Consider the following 26937-nt stretch of genomic DNA (forward strand, 5'->3'; position numbering starts at 1 on the left):
GAAGCAGAACCCCTACAGCACTGGGCGGGGCACGGTCGGCAGCGGTGTACTGCTCCTCTCCGACGTGAACGCCACAAGCCGGTACTGGCACTACTACAGCCGGTAAACGCGTTGGTGACGGGCATGGAAGTACGCCATGCCTACCGCTCATCCGCCGATGGTTCCACTTCTGCTCCGATCATGCCCCGGAGCGTGGTCGACGGAATACTGGCCGCGAGAAGCTGCGGACCTTTCGGGCTCCTAGCGCCGAGGCCGGCCGGTGAGGGTCTGGTACTGAGGGTTGTCGGCGAGGAAGGTATGTGCCATGGGGCATTGCGGGATGAGGCTCAGGCGTCGTTTATGGGTGTTGAGCACGATGTGGTGCATCAGGGTCGCGTCAATGCCCTGGTCCCGGAACTCGGGGTGTTCTATGCCCGCGATGAGGATGACGTGCCCGCCGTTCATCGTGTACTTCATACATGCGGCGAGGTCACCGTCGATGAAAAGCTCGAACCGGCAGTACAGGGAGTTATCGCGGAATGTTTCCTTGACCTGGTGCACCGTGCCAGATTCGGCTCCGCCTTCGGCGCCGCCCTCGGTGGCTTGCTGTGCGCGATGCTCGAGCTCCTCGACGATCATCTCGTAACGGTCGATGGCCCCGGTGGGCGGGTAGTCGGTATCCATGACCTGGTAGGCCTGGTTCACCAAGATCCGCAGGTGCCTAGTGGGCAGTGCGGCGAGGTCCTCGGGGGTCAGGGTTCCCTCCAGCTCGGCGCTGTCCCGCGCATGGCGGGCGGTCCGCACTCGGGGCGCCTGGCTGTTGCTGCGGGAATCGGCCGAGGAGGTGATTGTGCTCGACTCATCCAGCGCAAGGGCTGTGGATGGTTCGGTGGGGTCTGGGTGCAGGAGTTCTGTCATGGCCATTCCTGTGCTCGTGATAACGATGGCCTTTTTCTGGACCCCGGTGTCACGACGAGAGTATCGGCAAGACACTGGAAAAAGACACCACGTCGGCTTACAACTCGCTGTATGACAGCGCCTCGGGTTTGGTCGTTCAGACCCAGATGTGCAGTTGAACCTGCGCGGCGAGGCGTCTGAGGACCTGGACATCTTCCTCGGTGAAGGACCGCGGCTGGTCATCGATCAGGCAGAGGGTGCCGATGCGCCAGCCGGCGGCTGTGCTGATGGGGTGCCCGGCGTAGAAGCGGATCCCTGGGGCGCCGGTGACGAGGGGGTGATCACGCCATTCCGGGTCGAGGGCGGCATTGGTGATGACGAGGGTGCGGTCGTGTTCGATGGTTTTCGCACACAATGCGATGCCTCGGGGGAGGTCCTGGCCGATGGGTCCGACGACGGACTTGATGACCTGGGCGTCCTCGGTGATCAGGGCGATGGAGGCTGAGCTGACACCGAAGTGGTCCCGGGCCTGCCGGGTGATCCGATCGAAGCGTTCCTCCGGCCCGGACTCGAGCAACCCGGTCTCGTGCAACGCGTGCAGGCGCCGAAATTCATGCTCGTCCGGGCCTGCATCGTCGATCCCTCCCGCCCGGGCATCCGCGGCACCCTGAGCGTCCGCAGTACCAAGGGAAGCGCTGGTGCTGTGGTCCCCGACCGGCGGTGCGGTGAAGTCGTATCCGTCGGGGGACAGAGCCACGTCGCGAAGGTAACCGTCGTACCCGGAGGACGACGCCGCACCCTGATTGCTGTAGTGCGCACCGTCAACCATGGAACCAGTGCTGTCGAGCAGTTCATTGATGGCGTGGGCGAGCAGGTCGCGGTCCGGTACCGGGAGCATCACCAGGCCGGACAGATATCCCTGGACGTCGAACTCGTCCGCGTCGCCCGTGAGGGCAAAGTACGCCATGAATACGTCCTTGGTATCCAAGCTCGCTGCCCGGACGGTCTGAATCGCACTCCACTGCTGCACGTACTCATCCAGCACGTTCACTCCTCCACCGAATCGTCAGGGGCCCTGTGTGGCACCTGATCCGCTTCCTCTAGTGATTCAACAGTAGGGTTTTCACGCGTTCTGCGTCGCCCGCCTTTACGTAGGGACGGCTGATCGACAGGTGAGCCTGAATCTGCAACGGAACGTACACCGGCTCATACGGTGGCAGGATCACGGGCAACGTCGTCTTCCTGCGGGGCTTCCTGCCGGGACACTAAGGGACTCGCTGACCTGCGGGTGCCGAGCCTTGATTCCACTAACAGCTGTCACTCCTATCACGATGGCAGTCTGATTCAGCACGACAGCTGAGGAGCCGAAATCGTATTGCAACCGACATCGCAGTCCTGAACTAGCACGACTGTTGAGGGATCGTCCGCGTGTTTCACCAACCGTTAGGTTTTGGCGACACCTCAGGTTCTGACCATGACACTCGCGCGCCTTACACGACCATCAATGCGCAGGGAACCTCTCCCGATGCGAGATCCACCGTTGGCCTACCGAGGGCAGCAGAATATTAAGTGTTTCCGCTGGCTTCACATGTCTAGCAGTAGGCAGATGCCACTTGGGGGCGGCAGGAACGCTGTGCAACGCACGTGTCCTGCCGCCCCCGCCTCAGCACCGCAGACATCCGGGCAACAGGCGGAGAGCCTGCGCAAATCGAACAACGAGCAAGCTCCCGGAACCTTAGTAAACAGCGGCTTTGTACCCAGCCGGGCGCATGATGTGAGCCAGCTACGAGTTATTCGAAGTGGGTGGTCGGCGTTTCATCGCTGGTGGTGGCGACGACGCGGGCTGCGATGTTGCGGAGCTTGATGTTCCGGCCGCTGGAGGCTGCTTTGAGGATCTGCATGGCCTTTGCCTGGCTGCATTTGTTCTGCCCCATGATGATCCCGGCGGCAAGGTCGATGACGGTCCGGGATTCCAGGGCCGCACTGAGGTGGGTCTCCTTGTCGGACAGGTGCGCGATCCGTACCGCCAAACGCAGGGATCTGGACGCTTCCCGGGCGAAGACTTCCGCAGCCGCGGCGGTTTCCGGCGTGAATCCATCCACCGTGTTGGAGTAGAGGTTTAGCGCGCAGTCAGCTTCGCCTTTGAGGGGAATGGGCACGCCGAGGATGGAGAGCATGCCGTGTTCGGCGATGGTCGCGAAGTACTCGGGCCACCGGCCATCGATGCGCGTGTCAGGGACGTAGACGGTTTCCATGGTGCGGGCTGCGGTGAGGCAGGGTCCGTCCCCGTAGGAGTACTGGATTTCGTCGAGCTTCAGGGCTTTCTCGCTGCTGCTCGCCACGGTTTCGGCGTGCCGGGGCCGCAGCAGTGTCACCCCGCAGAACACCTCACGTCCCGGGTCGGACAGTTGCCGGGCCGCGAGCTGCGCAAGAGTACCGAGGAAATGCTCCACGCCCGAACTGTCGAGGACCAGATCCTGCAGATCCGCTAATTCGCTGACAGCCACTACGGGACCGTCCGGCTGAGTACTAGGCGTCGGGGCGGGTGAGGCGGCCTCGGCGTCGAGGGTGAGGAGGGGTTGATCGTTCATGATTCTCCTATCCAGGAGATCAGCGTTCGCGGAGCGGCAGCGCCCGGAGAACCCGAAACACGGCGATAATCATCACTACAGCGCTCTTTCACTAACGACACTCTCAACGCTACGCTCCGGGTCCTAATTAACCCCACGACAGCCCCGACGCCTGCAGCCAAACACGGCGGAAGCCACTTCCAGGCGCCAGCCAAATCCGTACGATGCTTGGACTGGCCGACCCAGGCTGTTCAATTTGCCCCCACGGCTAAGATCTACCCGCGGTACACGTAAGCTCTGCCGCCTCATAAAGGAAGACCTTTGACTGACAGCCCGGAAGGACACCCGCAGGCAGGCACCTCGCGTCGCGTGATGCACTGAAGCAGAAGTTGACTGCTCAGGAGGTGATGAGTGTGAAGGGTCGCTACTTCGTGCTCGCCCTCGCTTTGATCGGCGGTCAATCCATGACGGCGTGTACCATCGAAGCTGCCGGCGGGCTGCAGAAGTCCTCAGCACTCCAAGTGCTCGTTTCAGATGAGTAGCGCGACGGTCGATTCGGGCCTGAAGCACTATTTGAGGGCGTCCTGCTCACCAGTAAGGACGAATGCCTGCTAGCTCACGCCTCGGACGGCACGATCTACAACGTCGAGTTCCCTGCTGGCACGCACTTCAACGACGCAGGGGAGCTCGACATTGGGTTCGACACGATTCCGCTGGGCCAGCAGGTGTCCCTGGGTGGTGGATATAGCGAGGCGCCCGAACTGACGGAAGCTTTGCCAGGTTCATGCAAAACAGGCGCGACCTTTATGGTTTACACGTCCTGACCGTCCGCGATCGAGCGGTTCGGTAGTCGATCCCTTAGCGGGACGGCACGATGGCCTTATCGGCATCGCTCGTCAGCGACGGTAGTCGTCCGCCTCGCCGTGGTTGTCGTGGTCCTGGCCTTGGTCGCCGCCGTGGTCCTCGAGCCGGCGTAGGAACGGTTCGAATCTGGTGTGGAACGCAATACCAATACTCTGTGCAGACTCCTGTGCCGCCAGGGCCAGCAGGTCACGCTGGGCCTCCGGTAGCATCATCATCCCCACTGTGTAGAGGGCCACTTCCTCCTCGGACGCGCTACCTGACATCGCGAAATACACTAGCCACACATCGTGCAGATCAAGGTCCTCCTGCAGGATCATCCGCACGAACTCGTGCCGCTGCTCCTCGGCGTTCAACACCTAAACCACCCTCACGCTTCCCCGGTTCCGTTAATCGTCTCGAAGGCCGCAGGCAGCGGTGAAGGGGATTGCACGAACAAAGTGAGGGTTGCAGCTCGCGTCCAAAGCCCCTACCTGCTCAGACTTCGCGAACCCTAACGTCCTCCTCGGCCCCGGCCTCGGCTTCTTCCGCCTCGGCCTCGGGTTTGGTCGTGGCGGAGGTGTCAGCTGATGCGTCGCGAATCGCCTGCCGGCGATCGAGCTCTTCCCGTAGCTCGTGGTGCTGGCCGTCGGTCTCCGCACCCACCTCACCGTCGCGGACGTACTGCAAGTCCCGAGCCCGGTGATTCCTGCTGTTGAGGATGTCCAGGTCATCCCGATCTATCGACGTCAGATCCTCTGGAAAGTCTTTGTCCGGATCCAATCTGCTGCTATCGCTCACGAAAGGCCTCAATCACGTGCTGGCAATCTGAATGCCCCGCTTCTAGAGGCGAAACCGAGGATACCGCAGCGGCTCCTTGTTCACTGGACCTATGAGTGGACACGTGCCCGGTGGTCCTCCGTGAACGCGCCGAGGGGCGCCGCATGTACGGCGCCCCTCGGTAGACTTGGGTTCTACTGGATGACCTACTATCGGCGGGTTTGCTGCCGGTGGATCTACCTAGCGACGGTGACCGGTGGTGTCGATGGTATCGGTGCCGTCGGTGGTGCCGTCGGCACCGAGGAGTTCGATGCGCTCCTTGCGCACCTGCTCCGAAACGGTCTCCTGCTCGGTAACGGTTTCCTTGTCGAGGCGGACGCGTTCGACAGCAACGGCTTCCTTTTCCACGACCGGACGCTCGGCGTGCAGGATCACTTCGTGCTCTTCTTCACTGATCGCAGGCCCGTCGTAGGCGTCACCCCGGTTGGCATTGGTGATGGGTTCCCGCTCGATGCGTACTTCCTCGTGGGACACAGGGACGGTCTTGGTGACGGTCTCGGTGACGACGTACTTGCGCAGGCGGGCTTTCCCGACTTCGCGGCGCTCGGTCCCGACGTGGAGCTGCTCCTCCGAGCGGGTCATCGCGTCATCGGTGGTCGGACCGGACGTGTCGTGACCAACGGTGTCCTTGCGGTCGTGACGCTCGTCGCCAGCCTGGAAGCCAAGCTCGAACCCGGTCGTACCCGTCGTCGTCCCGGTCGTCAGACTCGTGGTGTTCGAGTCAGTGGTTCCAGTGTGTCCGGAGAGCCCGTAGTGGCGGTACAGGGTGTCTTCCTCTTCGGGGCTGAGGTCTCCGTCGGATTCGATGCGGGGTGCGTCCTTGACCTGGTCCTTGGTGTAGCCGATGGTGACGTCGTTGCCGGTCACGTTCGCGCCCTGCAGGGGTGCGAAGGACTCCGAGGTGCCGAACAGGCCCGTCTTCACGGTGACCCACCTCGGGTCCTGGGTCTGATCATCCAGGTAGACCTGGCCGACGGACCCGATCTTCGCGCCGTGGGAATCCAGGACGTGGCCGCGGCCGGAAAGAATGGTGTCGATGTGGTTCTGCGTAATCATGAACTGCTCCCTGGAAGTCGGATGAATGGAACGGGGTGTGAGATCCGGTTGGTTACGGTCTTGGGGGAGTGCCTAGGACCCCGTGGACAACGGCTTTTCGGCCGTTGTCCACTGTCGGTCGTGGTGATGCGGGGGTCAGCCGTTGAGGCCGGCCTGGTGGTTGATGCCGACCTGGTCGACCTTGCGGTGGAAGTGCATACCGGCCTTGCCGCCGAGGATCGCACCGATGAGGGGGACGAGCACGGCGATGGCCAGGCCGACCAGACCGCTGGCGGTCAGCAGGCTGCCATCAACCGGAATTCGGGGGGCGCCGCCGATGCTGGAGAGGATGTTGAACTGGCTGCCGGCGATGGCGGCGAGGATCGCGACGACGATGGCGATGATGATGCCCCACAGCCATACGGCGACGCCCTGCTTCACGCCGTCGAAACGGGCCATGCGGCCTGCGACGTAGCCGCCGCAGTAGTAGGCGAGGAACAGGACGATGGCGAGCACGATGCCACTGATGATGCTGAGTGTGTCCGCGTTCTGGGTTGCCTGGTTCGCGGCGTCCTGGGCTCCGCTGGTGTTCGCGGCTCCTACGCCGGCCCCGATTGCTGTTGCCAGTGCGCTGAGCAGGACGGTCAGTCCGATGGCTGTGAGCCATCCGAAGAACGCCGAACCCCACTTGATGCCGCCGAAGCGTTCCTTCTGCGCGGCGACGACGTCGTTCTTCCGCGCCCTGGGCGTACTGGACCCCGAGGTGTTGTCCTTTGCCATGTCATGTCCTTCGCATACGAAATCTTTGGTTTGGTCGGTGGTTGGCGCTTCTCTGGCGGGCGGGGAATCCGACGCCTGCCCGAGGAGGAATGCCCTCCCACCAAAATACCTAAGGAAACTGATGATCAGTACCCTTGTGTTCTTTTCGGGGGAACTCTAATCTGGGATTGACATCTGTTGGTCGTGCGGGGGCACCTCATCTGCTGGTCGCACCAGGGCACCCTGAGGGACTGGACGGGGAGGGGCGCGGTCTAAGGCAGCATCCCTCCCGCGTCTTCAGGTATGCCCCGTGATGTCGGGATGAAGCACGGCACGTACAGGGAAAAGGCAGCGTAGTAACGGTGCCCATGAAGGGGAGAACGATATGGCGCTGTCAGCCGAGGAACCCCGGCAATGGGCCGAGCTCGAGCGGCAGCTGGCAGCTGGGAGACCTCAGTTGCACCCATCGAATGGGAGCCGCAGGTCGGCGCACTACAGAGCCAGCACGGCAGGGGTAGCCCGAAGAGTGCTGGCTCTGGTAATTGTGCTGGTGGCGTTCACGATCGTAACCCTGGCCGTCGTCGTGAAGATCCTGCTGATCGGGGTGCTGGGATTCGTCCTCATGATCTTTGGCGGAACTCAGTTCCGGCCCCCCACGTCCTACGGTCGGCGTCCTGTGGTGGCGACCCGGAATGCCGTGAAGGGGTCATGATGGGGACCGAAGCTTGGTCCTCGGTGCACCTGCTGTCCCTCGCGGCCCGCGCCGTTCAACGGAAGTCCGCGGCTTACCTCAAAGCACTCGGACTGCCTCAACTGGGCTTCTACATTCTCGAGCACCTCAGCGAGCGAAGCCCGATGCTGCAATCCGAACTCGCCCGACTGGTTCTTGTGCGCCCACAGACCATCGGAGTCGTCCTGACTACGCTCGAGGACCAACAGTGGGTCACTCGTCAGCATGGCCTCAGCCAGAACCAGGTAGCAGTCAGCATCACCGACCAGGGCAGGGCACTCCTGGCCGCAGCCCAGGAATGCCTCCAGTCGATTCAGCTGCCGGCCGACGTCGAAGCGCTCCGCCCGATCCTCTCCACTATCATCAACCGCACCGAACACTGACCCCCGCGCATTACCCGTTATGAGTTGACATATGCGCAGGGAAGGAGTGGACAGGTGCCGGAACGGGTGGAGGGAGTGCGCCCGTCATGGGCGCACTCCCTCCACTTCTCCGTATCCGTCCGCCTGATTACTCCAGGCGCCGGACGGGTAAAACGTCAGTCTTTCTTGAAAGCGTCCTTGATCTTCTCGCCGGCCTGCTTCAGGTCACCCTTGGCCTGATCGCCCCGGCCTTCGGCCTTCAGGCTCTCGTCTCCAGTCGCGTTACCGGCGGCTTCCTTGCCCTGACCGCCGAGCTTCTGCGCGGCGATGCTGATCTTGTCGTCCAGCCCCATGATGTTTCTCCTTGCCGTCGACTTCAGTGGTCATTCAACGGGCACACCTGCCCGAGCAGGTCCCGTCCCTGCCCGGATACACCATCAGCGCCGCGTCCCGGCCTGCCGGTGAGCTCTCCGGGGACTTCTACGGCTGGGAGATCATCAACGGCGCCTTCCGCTTCACCCTGGCAGATGTGATGGGTAAGGGGACCGGTCCGGCCATCCTGGCCGCGACAATCCGTGCGGGTCTTCGTGCCGCTGCCGGTCGTGACCCAGCGGGGGCGTTGACAGTGATGTCTGAGGAGATGCTGACCAACCTGGCACGGACCGATTCCTTCGCGACCGCTTTCCATGGCGATCTTGACCCGGCCACCGGAACCATCGGTTATTCCGACGTCGGGCACGGACTCGCACATCACATACCGTCCCACGGGTCAGCCAATGGGTCAGCTCGCGGGACGGCCAGGAGGCTACCCACCAGCAGTGCACCCTTGGGGATCCTGCCCGGAATGCAGTGGCACACCCATGCCCTCACCCTGGGCCCCGGGGATGCGCTGATCGTCCCCAGCGACGGCGTCCTGGACCTGCTCGGTGAAGACCTGGAGGAACTCGCTGGAGAACTGGAGGGCCTGGCAGCCAGCACGGACCTTCCCGCCGACCTGAACCGGTTGATCGGCCGTAAGGGCCCCGCCGCCGTTGATGTGACAGTCCTGATAATCCGCAAGAACCCCGACAGACTCTCCTGACGCCAGCGGCGCGACAAGCGCAGAGCGGGGAGGGCCTTGAGGGTCATGCAGCTCTGCCGGACTTCCGGGCAGCCCAGCCGACGCCGCCGCGGACCTGATCGGACCACCAAGGCTCTCCAGACAGGGCCAGCAGGACGATGAGCATCAGGGTGCTCTGTTTGTGGTGTCGGTCCATGCGTCGAGGACTTCGGCATGGTGAGTAAAGTACTCCCACCTTGCTCGTCAACTAGTATTGACGTATGGAATTGGAGCGGCTGAAGGTGCTTGTGGGGTCGATCGACGGCAAAGGGCCCGCCGAAGCTCTGCAAATCGTGGCTGAACTTCATCGGGAGGTAGCGCGCAGCGAGGCAGGCTTCGTCCGCAATGCTCGCCAGGCCGGGCTGTCATGGGAAGCAATTGCACAGTGCCTCGGCGTAACTAAGCAGGCAGTGCATCGGAAGTACGGCAAGCGATAGCGCTGGGCAAAGGCTTGGGCCCATAAGGGCTTCGGATCCATCGAACTGTTCAGACTTCCGTCGTCCGATGGCCTGGTGGTCGCGTCGCTCAGGAAGGCGACCGTAATGGTGCCAGTCAAGCAGAATTGTCAACTGATGTTGACTAATGATCTTGACGTCAATTATGGTCGACCAGGCGACGTCGTCAACTCCTGTTGACTCGAGTTCGATGACGCTTTTCGCTTCATGTGCCCGAGGAAAGGAAGTGCGTCGTGGAAACTGCATGGATCGGTGACTCGGAGATCGTTCGCGTAGTGGAGCGCACATTTCGAACAACGGCCGGAGCGGTAGCCGTGGCAGTGGTCACCCCGGATCGCGAAATGACCGCCAGGGTGGGTTCCTACCACCACCACTCCACCTTCGAAATCGGGTCCATCTCGAAAGGGCTCACCGGCCTTCTGTACCGGAATGCGGTAGAGCACGGCCTCGTCTCACCGGCGACGGTCCTTGGCGAACTGCTCCCTCTCGAGGGGCACGCGAAGGTCGGCTCCGTGAGCTTGGAGTCTCTGGCCACCCACCGCTCCGGGCTTCCGGGTCTGCCGCCGGGGATGCACCCGCTCCGGCGCACCATCGGGTTCTGGATCCGCGGTGAGAACCCCTACGGCGACTCGCTCGCTGACCTCCTGGACCAGACGCATGCGGTCCGCGTCGGCGCCTCTCGGCCCCGGTATTCGAACCTCGGTTTCCAGCTACTCGGGCACGCCGTGGCGAAAGCGACCGGCAGCAGCTACGCACAACTCCTGCACGACGTCCTCGGCCCAGAATTCTTGACGCCCGCACGCGCCGAAGACCTTGGGCCCGCAGACCTCACGGGATTCGACCGCTTCGGGCGCCCCATGCAGCCGTGGGTCGGTGAAGCCATCGCGCCCGCGGGAGGAGTCCGAGCGACCATTGACACGACGCGCAGCTTGCTCCGTTCGCTCCTCGACGGGACATCTCCCGGCATTTCGGCGCTCGATCCCGCCGCGCAATTCACCCCCAGGGTCGGCATCGGCGCCGCCTGGATCACCCTCGAGCACCATGGCCACAGCATCACCTGGCACAACGGCAGTACCGGAGGATTCAGCAGCTGGATCGGACTCGACAGGACCGCGGGCACCGGAGTCGTAGTGCTCGCGGCGGTCCACCGCTCCGTCGACCGGGAGGGGTTCCGGCTCCTCGAGGAATTCACCACCCGGTCACACTGACACGACCACTCGTCGCCGGCGGTCCAGAAGTGGCGAGACGGCAGCCATGTCTCGCCCACCTGTCCTGCACCCCAATGCCTACTTGGTGGACGCCGGAAACAAACCCGGGAGTCTAGGACTCAGTTTGGGTGAGGGCATGCGTCACGGGGGTCTTACGTTCCGCGGTCGACGAGGGGTTCCCCGCAGGTGTCGGGTGCCTGGGCGAAGCGGTGCCACGCCGGTAGGGCGGCTGTGAATTCGGAGCGGATGGTGGGATCCTCCAGGACGGTCCAGTCCACGGGGGCGCCGACTTCGGGTTCCATCTTGTTCCACTCGAACCAGTTGATCATTTTCAGCTGCGGGAACCGCTCGTGCACGGTCGGGTCGAAGACCTGCTTCCACCAGGCGCGCTTGATGTTCAGGCTTCGGAGGTCGCCGATGTCGTCCTGCACGAGGGACGCCGTCTCCGGGATGGCGACCGGTTTGCTGTGATTCACCGCGTACTCGGTGTAGAAGTCTGGGAGCATGGAGTCATCCCCGTTCTTCCCGTCATAGGTTCCGTTGAGCTGGTCGGCGAACTTGCCCTCCTCGGGCATCTCGCTCTCACCCCAGGGGTAGGTGTTACCCCAGTGGTAGAGGGACATGCCCACCCAGTCGACGGCGTCGTCGCCGGGGTAGTAGGGGGCGTACGGGTCATCGAACGACGTCAGGGCCCCATCCCCGGTCGTGTCCAGGACAGGGAAGCCCGGCGTGCCGGGCAGGGACTCGTACTCACCGCCGGCGAAGGGGTACCCCCCGGCGTAGTTGGGCGCCCACATCATCGCCGACCCGGACGCGACTCGGTGGACGGCGTCGGCCACGCGCTGGAAGGCGGCAATGTAGTCGGCGGGCTGCTGGCCCCACGGGTACCAGGATCCGTTCATCTCGTGGGCGAAGCGGACGATGACCGGCACGCCGTTGGCATTGAAGCGCGCGAGCATGCCGGCCAGCTCATCGGCGTGGTCCTCGGTGACCGCCTCGAGCCCGTCCATCGGCTCGAGCGTGAGCAGCAGGATCCCGCCGTTCTGGCGTACCTGCTCGGCAGCCGACGCGAGCAGGCCCGGGTCTTCCTCGTTGAACGGGAAGTCCGCGAAGGTCACGGCCACAGCGGGTCGTTCACCGAGCTTGTCCGAGTACTCGGCGAGGGTTTCCCGGCCCCACTCCAGGTTCACGCCCATCAGCGTCCCGTCCTCGGGTGCGAGGTTCCGGCCGTCGACGGGATCACAGGGAACAGCCCTGGGATTGATATTGCACGCAGTGAGGGACAGAAGCAGCAGCGCGGTGAGAATTCGCGCAAGGTTTGAGACCATACCCCCAATCTACGGGCGACCTCTCGTCCCCAGGACGAGGCCGAGCCGAACCTCACCCGCTCCTGCGCCCACCCTGACCAGGCACAGCTCCGCGGTCATCGACTGACGCTGATTACTCAGCAGTCCCATCCGGCAGGGGGACAAGTTTTGGGTGCTGCAGTGCGTTGACCGGGTGCAATCGTGCGCGCATGCTTGTAGACGATCCACGTTCGACCTGGGCGAAGGTGGTGCTCGTGGATGAATCCCAACGAGCTCTGGAGCGTTGCTGTTCCTCCGCCGCTGATCCCGGCGGCCTCGACTCGTAATCCCCTCGCTAGTTCCTCCGGCGTCCAGTCCCGTGACCTCGCGGCCCTGGTTGATGGCATCTTCGGCGCCTCCATCGAGCAGGGTAGCCGCAGCACTTCGGCGATCACGTGCATACGCCACCCACGATTGGGTGGGGTGACACTTCGACGCGTGCGCCACCACGTTCACCTGCTGCGAAGCGGGCCCACCTGAACCGGGACTTCGCGCCAGACCTGTTCAACGAGAATCCAAGGGCCCTGCCAGGGCCGGTACCGGGTCGAAACTATGTGGAGTATTTGGAGTGCAGGGCTGATGACCGGCTTCGCATTGATCCTCGGCATTGGAGCGCAGAACGCGTTCGTGCTGCGTCAAGGCCTCCAGCGCGAACACGTGGGCGTGGTGGTGGTTCTCTGTATTTCAAGCGACGCGATGCTGATTTTGGGGGGCACCTTTGGAATCGGGGCTTTGGTGTCCGGGGTTCCTGCGGCCTTGATCGTGCTGAGGTGGGGTGGGGTCGCTTACCTGGGATGGTGGGCGGTGCGGTCCTTCGCGGCTGCACTGAAGCCGCCAACGTTGACCGTCGAGGTTGCGCGGTCGCGGGGCCCGGTAGTGGTGACGACTCTGGCTGTGACCTATCTGAACCCCAACGTCTACCTCGACACGGTGGTGTTGCTGGGCGGTCTCGCTAACCAGCATGGCCCTGATGCCCGGTGGGTTTTCGCAGCTGGGGCGATGGCAGGAAGCGCAGTGTGGTTTCCCGCCCTGGGATACGGGGCCCGGGCACTCTCTAAACCGCTCAGCAGCCCCCAGACGTGGCGCGGCGTGGAACTAGCTACCGGTGTGATGATGCTCGTCATTGCCATCAACCTGGTACTCGGTGACCCCACCATCAGCAGGAACGGGACGTAGCCGTCGCACCGGGCGCTGTTTCGTGGTTCGAGGCCCTCACATAAATCCAAGGGCGCCACGCTGCAGATTGGGCTGGACACAACTGCCCACCTAGGTGCTAAAGATGTGCCGGAGCTCCGCGTGGCACTGGGCGAGAAGCTACTGTGCGGCGCTGTTGTGCGAGCACGAAATTTCGCGGCGGTATCAGGCCGGTGGCCCGGGTAGTGGTCCATGTCCGGCACGTCGACCCCCTTCGGGGACTATCCCCATCGATTACCTAGGGCACGAGCGGGCAAGAACACGTAGTGACTACTCGTGCGGTAACCCACCTCAGGCGAGCACTGTTATTCCTGTTCCAGAAGTGGTGAAAGAGTCTCAAGGAGCAGATGTAGCTATGGCACAAGTGGATTCAATGACGATGAACCTTCTGACCGTTGCGGAGATAGCCGCGCAGATGCGGGTATCGAAGATGACGGTGTACCGGCTGGTGCAGTCCGGGGCGCTGCATGATATTCGGTTCGGGCGCTCCTACCGGGTGCCGGAAACAGCCGTCCAGCAATACATCAAATCAATCAACTCAGGGCACTGAGTCACCGCACTCCAGTGAGCTGAGGGCGCTTCTGGCACGCGTTTGCCTGCTGCTTCCGGTAACGGGAAGCCCGGTTATCGCGACATGTACCCTGCCATGGATCGCTCAGCTGGAAAGTGCCCATGCGACATTGTGGACCGGTCGCGTTCGAGGCTGTCGCCCACCAAGGAATCGGTGGCTTCATCCGGTAGGTACGCGGTGGATAGCTACACCTCGTTCAGGGGTGTCGTCGGCCGATGGCTTCGACCTGGGTCAGCGATGGGCGCGATCACCGGGATGTTCGGGATGAGCCGAAGGACGCTGGCCGTGGCATCGGTGATCGGTGTGCGTGATCGGAGTTGGGTGGTGTTCTCTCCCAAGCCATTCGGTCGGGCTGTCGCGCCCACGTCGTGACCCAGCTCAGACGTGTCCTCGCCCGTTTCGGGATCGGCGGGTCGGACACTTGGAGCATGGCGCTCAAGGGGATTGAAGCAGGACAGATAGCGCGGCGGGTCAGGGCCAATAAGGCGGCCCTACCGTCGATAGCGGTGCTGATCGCCGTGGCGGTGGTGTGGGTCGTTGGAGTAGTAAGCGGTATCGGTTTTCTGGCCGACGCGAGCTCGCCGATGGTAATGCTTGTCGGGCTCTACCTCATGCTCGCGGGCGTCGCCGTGTCGATCATCGTCGCCACGCTTGCGCTCAAAGATGTCCTGACCCGTTACTCCCGGCCGCGCACGGGTCGCAAATTCAGCGCGTAATCTGGGCTATTTGTCACTCGTGGTGCTCGTCGCCCACTTGATCGTGAGATGCTCGGCCAACACGGCATGGTCACCCTCTCAGGGCAGGCATTCGTCCTGCTCGCCGCATCCCTGGGCGGCTTGGTGGTCACGTTCATCGGTAGTTGACCGGTGGAGAAGGTACTCATCGCACACTTCGACGCTGTTCATCGGCTCCTGTATTCCGTTCAGTACTTCGGGAACCGCGTCTATAGCTTAAGCGAGGACGACAACGCCGGCAGGATTTCAGCAGGGCACCGAAGCGCCGCGTCCCCGGAGGGCTGTTGCGGGGCTTCGGTGCCGCGGTGTTGCCTGGGCAGAAAGTTGTCCTTGGCCTGATTGGTGCCGTTCCGCCCTTCAACCGGATTACTGAGTGTTCCCTTGCAGTGTCAGGAGGGATGCCCGTCAGTGGGAAGGCTCCGCCGATGCTTTCAGCGCCTGGCACAGATCCACCGCACCCTTGGTGGTGTTCTTCAGGATTTCCACCGATTCGGGTTCGACAGCGGTCTCATCCTCGGGCAGGACGATTTCGATCGTCAGCGTTCCGTGCTCGAAGTACAGAATCTCAGGGAGGCCTTCATCGGCCAGGGTTGCGGCGTCGGTCTCACTCTGTGGGAAAACGATGGAAGGCCCTTTGAGCGTAATGACAAGGGTCGTCCCGTCTGCAGAGATACGTGTGCTGCCCGCTCCGGAAACGTCGAGTTCGTCGATGAAGCCTCCGTCCGGGAGGTCTCCGCCTGGTTCGGCGGTCAGATCAACGGTGCCATCGCCGCGGTACTTCACCACTGTCGTCCCGTCATGCTTCACCTGGACTTTCTGTTCGACCTCCCGTACGTCTCCGGATTCCAGGGTGACAGTGGTGCCGCAGGCCGGAAACACAGCGTCGGCGTAGTACTCCTCGGGGACGGGTACGTACCCGTGGGTTTCCGCCGGTAGCCCGGGCGCAGGGGCTTCGTCCTCGTCGTGGGCCGTGGCGGCCGACGCCGATCCCGCGACGAGGGACAGCGTGGCGAGAAGGGACAGGCACAGCTTGTTCTGAACATTCATTTCAGGCTCCTGTGTTTGGCAGGAGTCCGGTTACCACGGATCCTGCCCGAATAAGCATTGGATGCCGTGAAGGCGACGGGTCCGCTGACAGGAACAACATCGCCGTGTCCGTCAGTCCGGGCGCACATCGCGAGAACCTACGCCTGCTCTTTTTGGCTGTCAATAGAGGCCACACCGGATGGCTACCTCACTTAGCCTCGACCTTCCACGCAGTGGGCTCGTCGGAGTGATCGGAGCTTACTGACTGCCTGACACTGTCGATTCCGCACCCACGCTGGGGTTACGCTGAGCGCCCGTCGTGATTCAAGGAGGAGTCGTGGCTGCGTTAGACACAGATGTAGAGCACTTTTGCGAGGTCGAGCAGAACAGTTTCCCGGACAGCGCCTTCGGCATGGACCCGGAAGGCCTCATCGTCCATATCAAGTCGGATCCCACTGGCGGTCACCCCGGAACCGGCCACACCCTGCAGGGGTGGAACGTGTCGTTCCATGGCACACCGTCCACCGATGGGGGCATGTGGCAGCTGTCGAGGGTGTCGGAACGACCATGAGCCTCGGCGACCTGTGGAAGCTGATACGTCAAAGTCCCACACCCCCCACCCACAAACCCGAGCCCGGGCACAAGCCGCGGTTGGATGATGACCCTGAATGGCTTAACCAGTCCCAACGGGCGGAGAACGTTTCCCGGCGGGCGAGCCTTGAAAGCGCTGATACGGCCAACCTCAACCAGATGCACGCTCAGTACTATGCCCTTGCAATAGGGTCCCTCGAGCGATCCAAGTTCGCGGCCGAAACATTCCAGAAAGCATCCGCGGCAATCGCCGGCCTGTACACAGGTGTCCTGGCCCTAGTCTTCTCCACGACGGGTAACCCGTTGCCACTCCGAGGCCTCGTTGCCCCGGTGTTCCTCGGCGCCGCGGTCGTGCTGTCCAGCATCTACCTCACGTACATCGTCTCCGCACCGAGGATCGATCCATCCTGGAACGTGCAGTACGCTGCCCGGGAGAAGAAGGCGTACGCCCGGCTCAACACTTTCATCCAGGACGTCACCGCAATAGTGAACCGGCAGATCGGTTACCTCGGCATGGCCCTGGCCGCGTTGTTCGTCGGCCTCTCAGGCATCGCACTGCCCTTCCTCGGGGTACCCGCCCTCTTCGCCAACGATCCTGCTGCAACATCAACAGCCACCACCGAAACCCCGGCTCCATGGCCCACCCTCGATCCCGCCGGGTCAGGACTACCTGTTGAACTGGCGACGGAACTCTATAAGCAACAGCTGGTCGAAACTGCCGCTACACGAGCAAGCGAAGCTGCACCCGCTGCCCCGGAAGAGCCGGGAATGTACCTTCTCGTCTTGTTCGCGGCCGGCGCACTCATCACAGCCTCGGGGTACGCGCTCCCACTCAAGGGGAAGCAGGTAACACCCTGATTGAGTCGTCAAGTGGCATAGCGGTCCACTTGCTGCCGTGCACCACTCCCGGTTGAGGCAACTATCAACGCGTAGGTAATAATAAGTGGGCGTTTTGAATCATCGCTCGGGCCGGATGGACAGGGGCGCAGACAGGATTTCGTTCCTCATCGCTTGTGCGCGCAGCGGCTTACCGGCACCGGAATTTCGAGGTGCGCTAGAGGCAGAGGTGGACCTTGACGTTCACGCAAACCTTTGGGGCGCGGGCGATGACCTTGGCGATGTCTATGCCCTCGTCCAGCTGTCCGGAAAGCTCATGCACACGGCGGGTGAAGGAGGAGCTGGCCGGCGGAAGGTCATCGACGACTTGTCCGGGTTGCGCTGCTCGCTCGGCCCGTGCTGCGTTGTCGGCTTCGTCCGTCGCCACGGGGCAGGTGCCGGCGCTTACTGCCTTGAGTCCGGCTTGAGCGTGATCGACTGAGTTGCTCGATACATCGATTTCCGCTGCGCTCTTGACTGCCTCGTATGTCTTCAGAGTGCACTCGGCGATTGCACCCGAGTGGTTGGTCCGTTTCCCTAGGGTGTTGTCCACGTATTCGGCACCGTAACCCTTTAGGCGGCCCACACCGATCTCCTGGATCTGCCATGCGGTCGACAGCTCGTAGTGAGGCGCCCAGAGGATCGTTTCGGAAGGGTGCACGTTGATGATGTCGCCGGGAGCGACCAGTACCAGGTTCTGCAGTTCAGCCCCTCCGGCACCGGAAACAGTGAACCTGAAGAAATCCGATTCTGCGCTGGATCGAGCCGTTGAATCGACGATGCTGGCGTCAATCACCCAGATTCCGTCGCTTTTGTTCTCCAACGTCGCCCTCTCACCATCCGAGCAGTACGGGACGTCCTCGTAGATCTCTGCATCATCAGGTGTAAGCCCCGTGTACGGGTAGAACGTATAACCGTCCAAGGCGAACGGGCATTCGTACTCAGGAGCAGGAGCAGGAGCCACGGTCACAGGCCCATACGTTTCATTAGCCGGCGGCACGTACGTTTCGTCAGTCTGCGTCTCGTACGTTTCGTCGACCCCAGAACCCGTGTCGGGCCCGCTGCCGCCACCCCCGGTCCCACCACCTGGATCGCAACCCGCAAGGGCAAGCGTCGCCAACAACCCCACCACACATCCGGTGAGCTGCAGGTATTTGGCTCTCGTGACCATCACGGCTCCATCGACGGTGATGCGGCAGATCCTACGCCTACGCAACATCCCCAAGAAGATCTATTACCAGAGACGCAAAAAGCGGGAGCACGATGCTCCTACGCGGAAAGTACGAGCGCAGGAAACCTCCAGCTCGCGCCACATTCCGGTGTCGACGGCCTTGGGTTGGCGGTTTTTATGACGCTCTTCTAACTACGAGGGCAAACTCGCCATCATCGTGTCAGGGCCATGTTCTACGCTTCGTAGTGAAGTCCTGTCCGGGGTGTCCGTCGTACCCGACCTACCGTCGTTGGAGCATCATGCCTGCTAGCTCGATACTGCACACCCCCGAGCTGGCCCACCGCGTCCGCCGTGCCTTTCGTGCCCGGGTTTCGGGCGATCCGACCGGGGCGCCGGACTGGGTGCGCGAGATCGCCCTGGTGGGGGAGGGGCCGGGCTGGTTCGAGCCCGACGGAGTCGTCTGGCGGGTTCACGGCAATCTCTCCACCTTGGTCGGCGGGGTCGCGGCCCTCCTCGGGCAGGGCGCGCACCCGCTGGCGATGGCCGGGGTGGCACGGCACTCCTCCTACCGCAGCGACCCGTGGGCCCGCCTCGCCGGGACCGCGCGCTGGCTCACCGTGAGTACCTTCGGCTCCGCGGAGCTCGCCGAGCGGGAATCGGCGCGGGTCCGCGGTATGCATGGGCGGGTCCGCGGCACCACCGACGACGGCCGCGCCTACTCCGCGTCCGATCCCGCCCTGCTGCGCTGGGTGCACCTGGCCTTCACCGACGCCTTCCTCGGGGCCCACGAGGCGGTCGGGCATGACCTGGCCCCGCGGTTCGGCCGCACCTGGGCCGACACCTACGTCGCCGACTGGTCCCGCAGCGCCCGGGCCCTCGGGGCCGAGGACCTCCCGGCCAGCCGCCGGGAACTCGCCGAGGCACTGCGCGCGGTGGAGCCCGACCTCGAAGCCGTCCCCGCCGAGCTCCTCGCCTTCCTGTCCGCCCCTGGCGGGCTGAACCGTGCCGAGCGGATCTTCTACAAGGGCCTCGCCAGCGCCGGGGCGCTGGTGGTCTCCCCGTCCGTGGCTCCCTTCGCCGGGGTGCCCGGTCGCGGTGACCGCTCGCCCGTAGCCCGCCTCCGCTTGCAGCGCACCCGCTGGCAGTTGCGGACCTTCCAGCTGGCCCTCGGGCCGCACAGCCCCTCCGAGGACGCGGCGCGCTACCGGATCGGCCTCGCCGGCCCCCCGGACTGGCTCGACTGAGCCTGAGCTGCTCCTAATCCCTTACCCGACGAGCCGTTCGGCCGCCTAGTCCTTGACCGTGCGTGTAGCCCCATTGGCCGCAGCAGCAGCTTGGAAGAGGATCACTGTTTGCGCGATGAGTGCCACCAGGGCAGTGACAGGGCCGGCCTGGCCACCGACCAGGAAATGAACACTGACCGCTACCGGAAGCGCTGCTGCACGCCCAGCGGTCCACGCTTCGTCCGATGCTTGCGTGTACCTGGTGCGGATCCCGGCAGCAGCGTTGCGATTGATCGAGCCTTCCGCTGCCTGCCTCGTCACGAAAACACAGGCGGCAGGCAGGAAGATGAGGGTGAAGAGTAGGAAGGCCAGACCGATGGTTCCTTCAGACATCGTGTGCGACTCGGAGGTTATCGGCCAGTGACCGGCTCGCGCCGCATGGCCCAACGCAGCACCGAGCTACCACAGACGACTAAGACGACGACCAGGCAGATGTAGTAGAGCAAGCCCATGCCCATGCCCATGAAGAGGAGATTCACGAGGGCGAGGGCAAAGGCCAGCGCGATGATGATTCGTTCGGTTCTGGTCAGCATTGCTGTGTCCTTCGCTCTAAGTAGTGGGTGTATCTGATCAGAGCTGGCGTAGTCGTCTCGCCGCATTCTCACGTAGGTAGTCACGGACCGAGCAGATCAGGAACGCAGACGCAGCCAGCACCACGGTGAGGATCGACGCGGGACCCCACCAGGCCGGCAACCGCTCGGCGAGGATCGTCACGTCCACCCCGAACACGAGCGAGGCCCCGAACAAATAGCGAGTCCCTGCAGTCATCCCACACCCTAACTACGGTAGGAATCTCCACTTGGGGCCGCTACGAAAGCCGGGCGGCCTCTTCTTGCGTCAGGTCAATCTCTTGGCCGTTGTCGCCCAACCAGTAGTGGGAACTTTGGCCGGCGGCCGGGCTCGAGCGCTTGACCACCGTGAAGGTCGCGCCATCCTGAACCTTCACATCAGCGCCGTGACCAGCACTGTTGTGGATTTCCGAAGGAGCGGCGTCGCCCTGCCGCAGCGCGATGATCGCTTTGGCGACCCACACGACGGCCGCGATCGCGATGAGGCAGGAGCCGACGACCATGTACCAGGCGTCAACGCTCGAGAACGTCATCACCGAAACCAATGCGAACATCGCGCCCGCGAACCCATAGATCGCCGCGTCGCGCTTCGAGTTGCGTGTTCTTGTCCGTGATTGGTCGTTCGTCCCCATTGCCATGGTCTTGACTCTACTAATGTGTCGTGGCTGGCGGCCGCGGACGACTCACCTGTAGTGCTTCTGCGGTTTCCGCTGGCGCTCCAACCGGAGCAATGGTCCTCTCGCTTCGCTCCGGCCTGATGAGGCCGGGGCGCTCCTTCGTCGCACCCGGCCCTGTTGTGTCTACGACGTGTTTTGCTGCTGTCCTTCGGATTGTGCGCCCCCGCTTCACAGCGTCAACCGGGTTCGCCGGCATCGGGCACACCCATCCTGTCCGGCGCTCCTTGCGTCGCTTATTTCCTCCCAGGATGGGTGCACCCTCGCACCTGCGGCGTTGAGCCCTGCTCCGTCGGGGACGAGCGAGCGAGCTCGCCAGCAGGCAAAAACAACTGTGAGTCTTGCAGTGGCTGGTCTGGGACTAGCTGGCAGTGTTGATGCCGGTCGTTCTGCTTGGCGCGTGACTCGAAAAACAAATGGCCCCTTTACGGGTGCATTTCCCCCGACTTGTCCGCGCTGGGTGGAGCGGCCAGCGTTGACCTGTCCCACGACGGTGGCTTGATTAGAAGCTTGCCCAGCCCCTGCGGTTGTGGCTCATCACAGTATTGCCTCGACGTGATTCCTCCCAGGTCAGTGCCGGTCGCCATGCGACCGGTCTTGCCCGTTCGGTAGGAAGGAGGGTGGCCGCAATGACTATCGTTGCGCAGACCCGCCCGTTCGTCCTCGGCGTGGACTGCCACGCCCGCACACACACGTACGCCATCATCGAGGCCAGCACCAAGCGACCGGTCGCGTGCGAGCAGTTCCCGACCACCTCGGCAGGGATTTCCCGCGCGCTTGCCTGGGTAGGCCGACGGACAGACGGCGATATGGCCGGTCTGTGGGCCGTCGAGGGTATCGGCTCCTATGGTGCGCGTCTGGCCAGGGCAGTAGCCGACGCCGGCTATGACGTCGCTGAAGCTCCACGGATGAACGCTCGAGGGCGCCGGGGGATCGGCAAGTCGGACCCGCTGGACGCCGCCGCCATCGGAACCGCAGTCCTGGCCTTGGAGGAGTCCCAGCTCCGAGCCCCGCGCCGGGATGAAGGAACCCGTGCCGGACTCAGGATCCTGAGCGCGGCCCGGGATCAGTTGACGCGGGACCGAACGGTGAATGTCAACGCACTTATCGCCCTACTCCGGGCACATGATCTGGGAATCGACGCACGTAAACCGCTTGTTCCCGTCCAGATCGCCACGATCACCAGATGGCGGGAACGACAGGAGCAGATCGAACTATCGATCGCGCGTGAGGAAGCAGTCCGGTTGGCGCGCCGCGTTCTCGAAGTGACGGCTCAGTTGACTGCGAACCAGAAGCGCATGACAGAACTGATCCAGCAAAGCCCCGCGGCGCCGCTGTTGGAGATGGTGGGCGCCGGGGCTGTCACAATCGCCACCGTCCTGACAGCTTGGTCGCATCCAGGAAGGGTTCGCAGCGAAGCGGCCTTCGCCTCACTGGCAGGAGTAAGTCCTTTGCCTGCCTCAAGCGGTAACACTGTCCGGCATAGGCTTAATCGGGGCGGTGATAGGCGCCTCAATCGAGCCTTGCACACCATCACGATGACCCGGATGGTCCACGACCCCGGAACACGGGACTACGTCACCAGACGTACTCAAGAAGGCCGCAGCTACCGCGAAATCCGCAGATCCCTCAAGCGCTACATCGCCCGAACCCTTTACCGCCAGCTCAACGCCTTCTACACCACCGCGGAACCGACCCGATTGGCTATGTCGATCTAAGTGGGACCCGGGGGGCGGTCTTAGCGGGACCCACCTCAGAGTTGAGGGGGTGTACCCCGCTGATGAGACTGAGTGTTGGTGTGCGGCCTGAGTGGGTGGGTAGTTGCCGGTGCCGGTGGTGCTTTGGAAGGTGGAGGAGGCGTCTGAGCGATGGCTGCCTACGTGTCAATCTTCGTGTCGCTTCGATCGCACCGATGATTCTGATCAACTGGAACCGTCTACTGAGTACCAACTGACCGCGTTCGACTCTGGTCACCGAGATTTAGGAGCTTCACTATGGCAGCACCCCTTGTTTACGTCAGCTTTCCCGGGACCGCACGGGAAGCACTGAGTTTCTATAGGGACGTGTTTGGGGGCGACTTGTCGCTGCACTCCTACGAGGATCACGGGAGGACCGATGGGCCGCAGAATGCTGTTGCGCATGGGGTTCTTGACGGTGTGGTTGCTTTAGCAGGTTCAGACGCAGCGACGGGAGAGCAGCCGGTACGAGTGGAAGGTCTGATGCTGTCACTGCTGGGGACTGCTGAGCCCACGGTTCTGCACGAATGGTTCGACAAGCTGTGCGTTGGTGGGACAGCTATCGATCCCTTGGTGCAACGGCCGTGGGATGGCTCGGACGGGCAGGTTACGGATCGTCATGGCCTTCGGTGGCTCATCGGGTACGAGTCGAAAGCGTGAGTGATGGTCTTCTCCTGGCCCAGCTGGCTCAGGAGCGATCACACGTACTCCGAGCAGTTGACGGCGTCCCGGAGCCTGTGATGGGTAGCTCACTGGTCCCATCAGGCTGGACGATGACCCGGATGTTGAATCACCTCGCATTCGATGATGAGTTGTTTTGGATCTCAGCCGTTCTCGGTGGGGAAAGCCAAGCGATTGCCGCTCTTCACAACGGCTGGGCGTCCGAACCGATGACGGGTGCAGAAGCAATCAGGATCTATCAGCGTGAGATCACCGCCAGCGATAAGGTCCTTGCCCGGGTTGATCTGGACGCGGCTCCGCGCTGGTGGCCGCCGGCGAGTGAGTTCGGCGGACCGCCCATGTCCACTGGCCGAGAGGTACTGTGTCGCGTGCTCCTCGAGACGTCAGCCCATGCCGGTCACCTTGATATCGTGCGTGAGCTGACTGATGGGCATCAGAACCTCGTCGTGGTTTGACACGGCATACGCAGACCTACCCATCAACTCGACAAAGGAATTCCAATGCCGCAATTCGCTATCCTCATCTACGCTGATGAGTCCCTCCATGCCCTGGACGCAGCAGAAGCCGAGCTTGAGGAGAACGATCAGCACGCCCGCGACCTTCAAGCTTCAGGGTCAATGACCCTCGCCTACGCCCTCACACCCCGCTCGGCCGCAGTGTCCATCCGACAGTCCGGAACAACGTCAGGGCCTTTTGTTGCGGCTGACCAGTTCGTGGCAGGTTTCTACGTCCTTGAAGCCCCCGACCTCGATGCCGCAACAGCCCTTGCCCGACTCAACCCTGCCGTACGCACAAGTACTGGCGGCGTCGAAATCCGTCCCGTTCACAGCGGAGGCATCACAACCAACACCATGTGATTAGGCGCACGGGCGGCGGGTGTCTCTTCAGAACGTTGGAAATCGACCCAAGCCGATCACCTCGACTGACTCGGGCTGGTCAGGTGGTGTGGTTGGCGCTGGTATGGGCGAGGCGGTAGGAGTCGGTGCCGGTTTCGATGATGGTGCTGTTGAAGGTCAACCGATCCACGATGGCGGCGCAGAGTCTGGGGTCGGTGAAGGTTTTGGTCCAGCCGGAGAAGGACTCGTTGGACGCGATCGCGACCGAGTTGTTTTCCTCTCGTTCGGTAAGAACCTGGAAAAGAAGTTCGGCTCCGCGTCGGTCGAGTTCCATATAGCCGAGCTCATCGATCATCAGCAGGTCTACGCGGCCGTAGCGGGCGATGGTTCGGGCGAGGGTTTTCTCGTCGGCGGCTTCAACGAGTTCGTTCACGAGCCGGGTGGCCAGCGTGTATTTGACCCGGAAGCCTTTCTCCGCCGCCGCCGTGCCGAGACCGATGAGGAGATGGCTTTTGCCGGTGCCTGAGTCACCGATGAGGCAGAGTGGTTGCCCGCGGCGGACCCAGTCCCCGGTAGCCAGCGTGTTGATGGTGGCCGGGTTGATGTTCGGGTTGGCGTCGAAGTCGAAGTCCCCGAGCCACTTGTCCCGCGGGAATCCCGCCGCTTTGACGCGTCGAACCGAGGAACGCCGACCACGGTCGTCGCACTCAGCCAGGAGCAGCTCGGCGAGGAACCCTTGATAGGACAGTTGCTCCTTCTGCGCTGTGGTCCCGACGTTCAGGCCGGTGCAGGCATGACCGCGCAGCGGCATGCCCACGAGGCGGGGGCCGTCCGCGCCGTCCTCCGTTGGGTCGACATCTACACGCGCGCTCTCCCCACGGAACTTGCACAGAGTCGCCGCGACGAGCTCGCGTCGGACCTCTACGAACAGCAGAGCCGCGCCTCGAACAGTGGCATGTCCTCCCAAGCGCTAAACCGTTCGATCGCCCTGCGTGCCCTTCGCGGCGTCGCGGCCGACATCACCTGGACAACCACCCACCACCAAAGGACGAAGACCATGGCAACAGCCGAAGTAACCCCTGCCCGCCGGCGCCTCGCCGCACAGCTCGCCGCTGCCCTCTGGGGGAGCGTCGTGGTCGTAGCCCTCATCGGACTGACGGGCTCAATCACCGAAATGATCAACACCGGCGGCACCGTCCACGGACTTGTCGCCTGGCCGGGCGCGGCGAGCATCAGCCTGACCGTCGTCGTCGTCATCGCGAGCATCACGGCCCTTGCGATCACAGCCATGATCGCCGCCGGCTGGTGGCGACGTACGACCAGAGCCGCTTAGTTTTCTGCCCCACTTTGCGAGGGCTGCCCCGATCAGCCGGGGGTGGCCCTCGCTATTGTGTGCGTTCAACGAGGGGTGCCAGAAATGATCGTTAGGCGATCGGCTTGCGGGCAGTAGGTCGGGCGCTCATCCTAAGGCAGGCATAGGGTGCAGTCATGGCTGAAACGGCGCTGCAATCTCTCGACCCTCCTCCCGACCAGATCCTAAACCTGATCAACACAGTAGTCAGCGCACGGTGGCCTGAGGATCCAGACCAGTTCAACGCGCACTTCGCGACCATCGGCTGCGTACCTGGGCCCTTGTTCAAGCATCAGGATGACCTGCCAAACTCTTCTCGCGGTTCACTGCTCATGCCAGGGGTGCCGATGGAGGGTGGGTCCTGGGCGGCGCTGGCAGGCAAGCTGCACTTCCTCGGGTTCTTCTTCTATCCAGGCACACAGGATTCCCACGTACTCGCAGGCACCGCGTTCGACATCGTGCGGGACCGCCTCACCAACATCTATGGAAAAGCTGCTGACGAAACGGACCAGAGCGAGGGAAACCGGTCGGCGCTGTGGGAAGTGAACGAGACGTCCATCGAGCTCTACGCTCACGTCAATCTCGCGCCAATGCTGCAACTCGGGCTAAGCCACCGAGAGCTCACCCTCCTGCACGAGAAGCTGATTATCGAGAAACGCGGCTACTGACCCACTAGAGGATCCCTCAGCGTTCGGGATCAGCCTGCATACCTTGTAGCGAGTGGAAATGAATAGATCAGGAGAGCAAGGTATCCGAGCGAGAAGAGAGCTTGGTAGGGCCAACGTGTTCGCCGGAGATCTGATGCCGGTACTGACCGTCGACCTCGGGTAGAGGGAGCCACCTTGCGCCAAGCGGGTGGTTGTATGGGGTATAGCAGCAAAGCTGAGGTCACCAGAACTAAGGCGGCGTAGGCGAGCCATGGCTGACCTATGAAACCCGTCAGTGATGGGAGGGCCGCAGCTAGGCCGATCGATATGACGTTGAGGACTAATTGCACGCCGATAAAGAAGCGATCGAGCGCGTTGCCCTCTCTCACCGCTGGGTAGTTGAAGCGCGCAGAAACCATCACTGAGAACGCAACGAGGATGGGTGCACTGAACACGAGGAAACGAGTCATCAGCTAATACTTTGGCATCCCCACGCCCCCCCCAGCGGGACAACACCACCCAACGCCCTTCCAAGGATTTCGAGCGGCACAAGGCGCCAGTTAGCTCGCAGCCGCTCAATCACCGGTCACTGGGTATTCGCCGCCCCAGATGGCTCGCGGGTCCTTATGCTCGGAAGCATGAGCCACCGAAGGCGGCCCGCTCCGTCCCGCGGCACTATTTACCGCCATCTCGGCGAAAACGTCAGGGTATAGAGGCGGACAACCGTGGTGTAGTGCATCGTCCAGGAAAAAGGACCCGTCCGCACCGATGTGATCGCCAAGCGATGGTCCTACCTGGTTTGAACGTCGAGGACGACGTCCCCCTGGCAGCGATTGCCCGCGACAGCGACATCCCGCGGAGCACAGCGCTGGGCGCT

32 protein-coding genes and 1 pseudogene are annotated in these 26937 nt (G+C 62.9%); 17 read left to right on the plus strand and 16 right to left on the minus strand.

Going from position 1 to position 26937, the window contains the following annotated elements; translation table 11 throughout:
* Window positions 1–240 precede the first annotated feature (240 nt).
* The 7 genes from ACX80J_RS14460 to ACX80J_RS14490 all read right to left on the minus strand — a co-directional run bounded on the left by ACX80J_RS14460 (window position 241) and on the right by ACX80J_RS14490 (window position 6941).
* A complete protein-coding gene (locus tag ACX80J_RS14460) occupies window positions 241–897 on the minus strand; it encodes a GNAT family N-acetyltransferase (protein WP_459348228.1) in 657 nt (218 codons plus the stop codon).
* 136 nt (window positions 898–1033) lie between these two features.
* Window positions 1034–1843 (minus strand): GAF domain-containing protein, encoded by an 810-nt coding sequence (locus ACX80J_RS14465; RefSeq protein ID WP_459346293.1) that lies wholly within the window; start codon window positions 1841–1843, stop codon window positions 1034–1036.
* Between the two features lie 823 nt (window positions 1844–2666).
* Window positions 2667–3467 (minus strand): GAF and ANTAR domain-containing protein, encoded by an 801-nt coding sequence (locus ACX80J_RS14470; protein WP_459348229.1) that lies wholly within the window; start codon window positions 3465–3467, stop codon window positions 2667–2669.
* Window positions 3468–4342: 875 nt separating this feature from the next.
* On the minus strand, window positions 4343–4666 hold the full coding sequence (locus ACX80J_RS14475; protein WP_459348230.1) for a hypothetical protein: 324 nt from the start codon (window positions 4664–4666) through the stop codon (window positions 4343–4345).
* A 118-nt stretch (window positions 4667–4784) separates the two neighbouring features.
* On the minus strand, window positions 4785–5087 hold the full coding sequence (locus ACX80J_RS14480; protein WP_459348231.1) for a hypothetical protein: 303 nt from the start codon (window positions 5085–5087) through the stop codon (window positions 4785–4787).
* A gap of 219 nt (window positions 5088–5306) precedes the next feature.
* Window positions 5307–6182: a YsnF/AvaK domain-containing protein gene (locus ACX80J_RS14485; protein ID WP_459348232.1), complete on the minus strand. Its 876-nt coding sequence runs from the start codon at window positions 6180–6182 to the stop codon at window positions 5307–5309.
* Between the two features lie 135 nt (window positions 6183–6317).
* Entirely contained in the window at window positions 6318–6941 is a 624-nt protein-coding gene (locus tag ACX80J_RS14490; protein WP_459346299.1) for a hypothetical protein, read from the minus strand.
* 364 nt (window positions 6942–7305) lie between these two features.
* Between ACX80J_RS14490 and ACX80J_RS14495 the strand changes: the two genes are divergently transcribed.
* Together ACX80J_RS14495 and ACX80J_RS14500 are read left to right on the plus strand one after the other, a co-directional pair.
* Window positions 7306–7632 (plus strand): DUF3040 domain-containing protein, encoded by a 327-nt coding sequence (locus ACX80J_RS14495; RefSeq protein WP_459348233.1) that lies wholly within the window; start codon window positions 7306–7308, stop codon window positions 7630–7632.
* Complete coding sequence (locus ACX80J_RS14500) at window positions 7629–8033, plus strand: MarR family winged helix-turn-helix transcriptional regulator (protein ID WP_459348234.1); 405 nt, start codon at window positions 7629–7631, stop codon at window positions 8031–8033. Before ACX80J_RS14495 ends, ACX80J_RS14500 begins: the two co-directional genes overlap by 4 nt.
* 155 nt (window positions 8034–8188) lie before the next feature.
* On the opposite strand, the gene ACX80J_RS14505 is transcribed toward ACX80J_RS14500, so the two are convergent.
* Window positions 8189–8365, minus strand: coding sequence for a CsbD family protein (locus ACX80J_RS14505; RefSeq protein ID WP_459348235.1), 177 nt, complete (start codon window positions 8363–8365; stop codon window positions 8189–8191).
* Between the two features lie 11 nt (window positions 8366–8376).
* On the opposite strand from ACX80J_RS14505, the gene ACX80J_RS14510 reads away from it, so the two are divergent.
* The 3 genes from ACX80J_RS14510 (at window position 8377) to ACX80J_RS14520 (ending at window position 10774) form a co-directional block, all read left to right on the plus strand.
* The gene (locus ACX80J_RS14510) at window positions 8377–9093 is read left to right on the plus strand and encodes a PP2C family protein-serine/threonine phosphatase (RefSeq protein WP_459348236.1); all 717 of its coding nucleotides are present in this window, start codon (window positions 8377–8379) and stop codon (window positions 9091–9093) included.
* Window positions 9094–9332: 239 nt separating this feature from the next.
* Window positions 9333–9548 (plus strand): AsnC family protein, encoded by a 216-nt coding sequence (locus ACX80J_RS14515; RefSeq protein WP_459348237.1) that lies wholly within the window; start codon window positions 9333–9335, stop codon window positions 9546–9548.
* A 251-nt stretch (window positions 9549–9799) separates the two neighbouring features.
* Entirely contained in the window at window positions 9800–10774 is a 975-nt protein-coding gene (locus ACX80J_RS14520) for a serine hydrolase domain-containing protein (RefSeq protein ID WP_459348238.1), read from the plus strand.
* Between the two features lie 152 nt (window positions 10775–10926).
* On the opposite strand, the gene ACX80J_RS14525 is transcribed toward ACX80J_RS14520, so the two are convergent.
* Entirely contained in the window at window positions 10927–12102 is a 1176-nt protein-coding gene (locus tag ACX80J_RS14525) for a glycoside hydrolase family 26 protein (RefSeq protein WP_459348239.1), read from the minus strand.
* A gap of 597 nt (window positions 12103–12699) precedes the next feature.
* Here ACX80J_RS14525 and ACX80J_RS14530 point away from each other — a divergent pair.
* The 3 genes from ACX80J_RS14530 to ACX80J_RS14540 all read left to right on the plus strand — a co-directional run bounded on the left by ACX80J_RS14530 (window position 12700) and on the right by ACX80J_RS14540 (window position 14601).
* Window positions 12700–13296: a LysE/ArgO family amino acid transporter gene (locus tag ACX80J_RS14530; RefSeq protein WP_459348240.1), complete on the plus strand. Its 597-nt coding sequence runs from the start codon at window positions 12700–12702 to the stop codon at window positions 13294–13296.
* 373 nt (window positions 13297–13669) lie between these two features.
* The gene (locus tag ACX80J_RS14535) at window positions 13670–13864 is read left to right on the plus strand and encodes a helix-turn-helix domain-containing protein (protein WP_459348241.1); all 195 of its coding nucleotides are present in this window, start codon (window positions 13670–13672) and stop codon (window positions 13862–13864) included.
* A 449-nt stretch (window positions 13865–14313) separates the two neighbouring features.
* Window positions 14314–14601, plus strand: coding sequence for a hypothetical protein (locus tag ACX80J_RS14540; RefSeq protein WP_459348242.1), 288 nt, complete (start codon window positions 14314–14316; stop codon window positions 14599–14601).
* A gap of 423 nt (window positions 14602–15024) precedes the next feature.
* On the opposite strand, the gene ACX80J_RS14545 is transcribed toward ACX80J_RS14540, so the two are convergent.
* Window positions 15025–15666 (minus strand): hypothetical protein, encoded by a 642-nt coding sequence (locus ACX80J_RS14545; protein WP_459348243.1) that lies wholly within the window; start codon window positions 15664–15666, stop codon window positions 15025–15027.
* A gap of 316 nt (window positions 15667–15982) precedes the next feature.
* Between ACX80J_RS14545 and ACX80J_RS14550 the strand changes: the two genes are divergently transcribed.
* Window positions 15983–16216: a hypothetical protein gene (locus ACX80J_RS14550; protein WP_459348244.1), complete on the plus strand. Its 234-nt coding sequence runs from the start codon at window positions 15983–15985 to the stop codon at window positions 16214–16216.
* A complete protein-coding gene (locus tag ACX80J_RS14555; protein ID WP_459348245.1) occupies window positions 16213–17094 on the plus strand; it encodes a hypothetical protein in 882 nt (293 codons plus the stop codon). The genes ACX80J_RS14550 and ACX80J_RS14555 overlap by 4 nt, the downstream gene beginning before the upstream one ends.
* A 196-nt stretch (window positions 17095–17290) precedes the next feature.
* Here the strand turns inward: ACX80J_RS14555 and ACX80J_RS14560 are convergent, their stop codons facing one another.
* Window positions 17291–18283 carry a hypothetical protein gene (locus ACX80J_RS14560; RefSeq protein WP_459348246.1) on the minus strand — a complete coding sequence of 331 codons (993 nt, stop codon included), beginning with the start codon at window positions 18281–18283 and terminating at the stop codon, window positions 17291–17293.
* A 299-nt stretch (window positions 18284–18582) separates the two neighbouring features.
* On the opposite strand from ACX80J_RS14560, the gene ACX80J_RS14565 reads away from it, so the two are divergent.
* On the plus strand, window positions 18583–19527 hold the full coding sequence (locus ACX80J_RS14565; RefSeq protein ID WP_459348247.1) for an oxygenase MpaB family protein: 945 nt from the start codon (window positions 18583–18585) through the stop codon (window positions 19525–19527).
* Window positions 19528–19572: 45 nt separating this feature from the next.
* On the opposite strand, the gene ACX80J_RS14570 is transcribed toward ACX80J_RS14565, so the two are convergent.
* The 4 genes from ACX80J_RS14570 to ACX80J_RS14585 are packed head-to-tail and all read right to left on the minus strand — an operon-like array spanning window position 19573 to window position 20773.
* Window positions 19573–19899: a hypothetical protein gene (locus ACX80J_RS14570; protein WP_459348248.1), complete on the minus strand. Its 327-nt coding sequence runs from the start codon at window positions 19897–19899 to the stop codon at window positions 19573–19575.
* A 17-nt stretch (window positions 19900–19916) separates the two neighbouring features.
* Window positions 19917–20099, minus strand: coding sequence for a hypothetical protein (locus ACX80J_RS14575; protein ID WP_459348249.1), 183 nt, complete (start codon window positions 20097–20099; stop codon window positions 19917–19919).
* Window positions 20100–20136: 37 nt separating this feature from the next.
* Window positions 20137–20334 (minus strand): hypothetical protein, encoded by a 198-nt coding sequence (locus tag ACX80J_RS14580; RefSeq protein ID WP_459348250.1) that lies wholly within the window; start codon window positions 20332–20334, stop codon window positions 20137–20139.
* Between the two features lie 40 nt (window positions 20335–20374).
* Entirely contained in the window at window positions 20375–20773 is a 399-nt protein-coding gene (locus ACX80J_RS14585; RefSeq protein ID WP_459348251.1) for a hypothetical protein, read from the minus strand.
* Window positions 20774–21438: 665 nt separating this feature from the next.
* On the opposite strand from ACX80J_RS14585, the gene ACX80J_RS14590 reads away from it, so the two are divergent.
* From ACX80J_RS14590 to ACX80J_RS14605, 4 genes are all read left to right on the plus strand, one after another.
* Window positions 21439–22527: an IS110 family RNA-guided transposase gene (locus ACX80J_RS14590; RefSeq protein ID WP_459348252.1), complete on the plus strand. Its 1089-nt coding sequence runs from the start codon at window positions 21439–21441 to the stop codon at window positions 22525–22527.
* 276 nt (window positions 22528–22803) lie between these two features.
* Entirely contained in the window at window positions 22804–23205 is a 402-nt protein-coding gene (locus tag ACX80J_RS14595) for a VOC family protein (protein ID WP_459348253.1), read from the plus strand.
* Window positions 23202–23681 (plus strand): mycothiol transferase, encoded by a 480-nt coding sequence (locus tag ACX80J_RS14600; protein WP_459348254.1) that lies wholly within the window; start codon window positions 23202–23204, stop codon window positions 23679–23681. Before ACX80J_RS14595 ends, ACX80J_RS14600 begins: the two co-directional genes overlap by 4 nt.
* Before the next feature lie 45 nt (window positions 23682–23726).
* Window positions 23727–24083 (plus strand): YciI family protein, encoded by a 357-nt coding sequence (locus ACX80J_RS14605; RefSeq protein WP_459348255.1) that lies wholly within the window; start codon window positions 23727–23729, stop codon window positions 24081–24083.
* A 79-nt stretch (window positions 24084–24162) separates the two neighbouring features.
* On the opposite strand, the pseudogene istB reads toward ACX80J_RS14605, so the two are convergent.
* Window positions 24163–24825, minus strand: a pseudogene (istB, locus tag ACX80J_RS14610) (IS21-like element helper ATPase IstB); the annotation flags it as partial.
* Window positions 24826–24855: 30 nt separating this feature from the next.
* Here istB and ACX80J_RS14615 point away from each other — a divergent pair.
* Window positions 24856–25395, plus strand: a complete 540-nt coding sequence (locus tag ACX80J_RS14615; protein WP_459348256.1) for a hypothetical protein — start codon at window positions 24856–24858, stop codon at window positions 25393–25395.
* Between the two features lie 155 nt (window positions 25396–25550).
* Window positions 25551–26081, plus strand: coding sequence for a hypothetical protein (locus tag ACX80J_RS14620; RefSeq protein WP_459348257.1), 531 nt, complete (start codon window positions 25551–25553; stop codon window positions 26079–26081).
* Window positions 26082–26937: the final 856 nt, after the last annotated feature.

The sequence above is a fragment of the Arthrobacter rhamnosi genome, assembly GCF_054510975.1.

Coding starts and splice junctions, on each gene's coding strand:
- ACX80J_RS14530 (WP_459348240.1), top strand. CDS start 12,700: ATGACCGGCTTCGCATTGATCCTCGGCATTGGAGCGCAGAACGCGTTC.
- ACX80J_RS14505 (WP_459348235.1), bottom strand. CDS start 8,365: ATGGGGCTGGACGACAAGATCAGCATCGCCGCGCAGAAGCTCGGCGGT.
- ACX80J_RS14470 (WP_459348229.1), bottom strand. CDS start 3,467: ATGAACGATCAACCCCTCCTCACCCTCGACGCCGAGGCCGCCTCACCC.
- ACX80J_RS14545 (WP_459348243.1), bottom strand. CDS start 15,666: ATGAATGTTCAGAACAAGCTGTGCCTGTCCCTTCTCGCCACGCTGTCC.
- ACX80J_RS14460 (WP_459348228.1), bottom strand. CDS start 897: ATGACAGAACTCCTGCACCCAGACCCCACCGAACCATCCACAGCCCTT.
- ACX80J_RS14555 (WP_459348245.1), top strand. CDS start 16,213: ATGAGCCTCGGCGACCTGTGGAAGCTGATACGTCAAAGTCCCACACCC.
- ACX80J_RS14540 (WP_459348242.1), top strand. CDS start 14,314: ATGGCGCTCAAGGGGATTGAAGCAGGACAGATAGCGCGGCGGGTCAGG.
- ACX80J_RS14535 (WP_459348241.1), top strand. CDS start 13,670: ATGGCACAAGTGGATTCAATGACGATGAACCTTCTGACCGTTGCGGAG.
- ACX80J_RS14595 (WP_459348253.1), top strand. CDS start 22,804: ATGGCAGCACCCCTTGTTTACGTCAGCTTTCCCGGGACCGCACGGGAA.
- ACX80J_RS14615 (WP_459348256.1), top strand. CDS start 24,856: ATGACCGCGCAGCGGCATGCCCACGAGGCGGGGGCCGTCCGCGCCGTC.
- ACX80J_RS14490 (WP_459346299.1), bottom strand. CDS start 6,941: ATGGCAAAGGACAACACCTCGGGGTCCAGTACGCCCAGGGCGCGGAAG.
- ACX80J_RS14485 (WP_459348232.1), bottom strand. CDS start 6,182: ATGATTACGCAGAACCACATCGACACCATTCTTTCCGGCCGCGGCCAC.
- ACX80J_RS14560 (WP_459348246.1), bottom strand. CDS start 18,283: ATGGTCACGAGAGCCAAATACCTGCAGCTCACCGGATGTGTGGTGGGG.
- ACX80J_RS14575 (WP_459348249.1), bottom strand. CDS start 20,099: ATGCTGACCAGAACCGAACGAATCATCATCGCGCTGGCCTTTGCCCTC.
- ACX80J_RS14570 (WP_459348248.1), bottom strand. CDS start 19,899: ATGTCTGAAGGAACCATCGGTCTGGCCTTCCTACTCTTCACCCTCATC.
- ACX80J_RS14585 (WP_459348251.1), bottom strand. CDS start 20,773: ATGGCAATGGGGACGAACGACCAATCACGGACAAGAACACGCAACTCG.
- ACX80J_RS14605 (WP_459348255.1), top strand. CDS start 23,727: ATGCCGCAATTCGCTATCCTCATCTACGCTGATGAGTCCCTCCATGCC.
- ACX80J_RS14580 (WP_459348250.1), bottom strand. CDS start 20,334: ATGACTGCAGGGACTCGCTATTTGTTCGGGGCCTCGCTCGTGTTCGGG.
- ACX80J_RS14500 (WP_459348234.1), top strand. CDS start 7,629: ATGATGGGGACCGAAGCTTGGTCCTCGGTGCACCTGCTGTCCCTCGCG.
- ACX80J_RS14590 (WP_459348252.1), top strand. CDS start 21,439: ATGACTATCGTTGCGCAGACCCGCCCGTTCGTCCTCGGCGTGGACTGC.
- ACX80J_RS14465 (WP_459346293.1), bottom strand. CDS start 1,843: ATGGCGTACTTTGCCCTCACGGGCGACGCGGACGAGTTCGACGTCCAG.
- ACX80J_RS14515 (WP_459348237.1), top strand. CDS start 9,333: ATGGAATTGGAGCGGCTGAAGGTGCTTGTGGGGTCGATCGACGGCAAA.
- ACX80J_RS14495 (WP_459348233.1), top strand. CDS start 7,306: ATGGCGCTGTCAGCCGAGGAACCCCGGCAATGGGCCGAGCTCGAGCGG.
- ACX80J_RS14620 (WP_459348257.1), top strand. CDS start 25,551: ATGGCTGAAACGGCGCTGCAATCTCTCGACCCTCCTCCCGACCAGATC.
- ACX80J_RS14525 (WP_459348239.1), bottom strand. CDS start 12,102: ATGGTCTCAAACCTTGCGCGAATTCTCACCGCGCTGCTGCTTCTGTCC.
- ACX80J_RS14565 (WP_459348247.1), top strand. CDS start 18,583: ATGCCTGCTAGCTCGATACTGCACACCCCCGAGCTGGCCCACCGCGTC.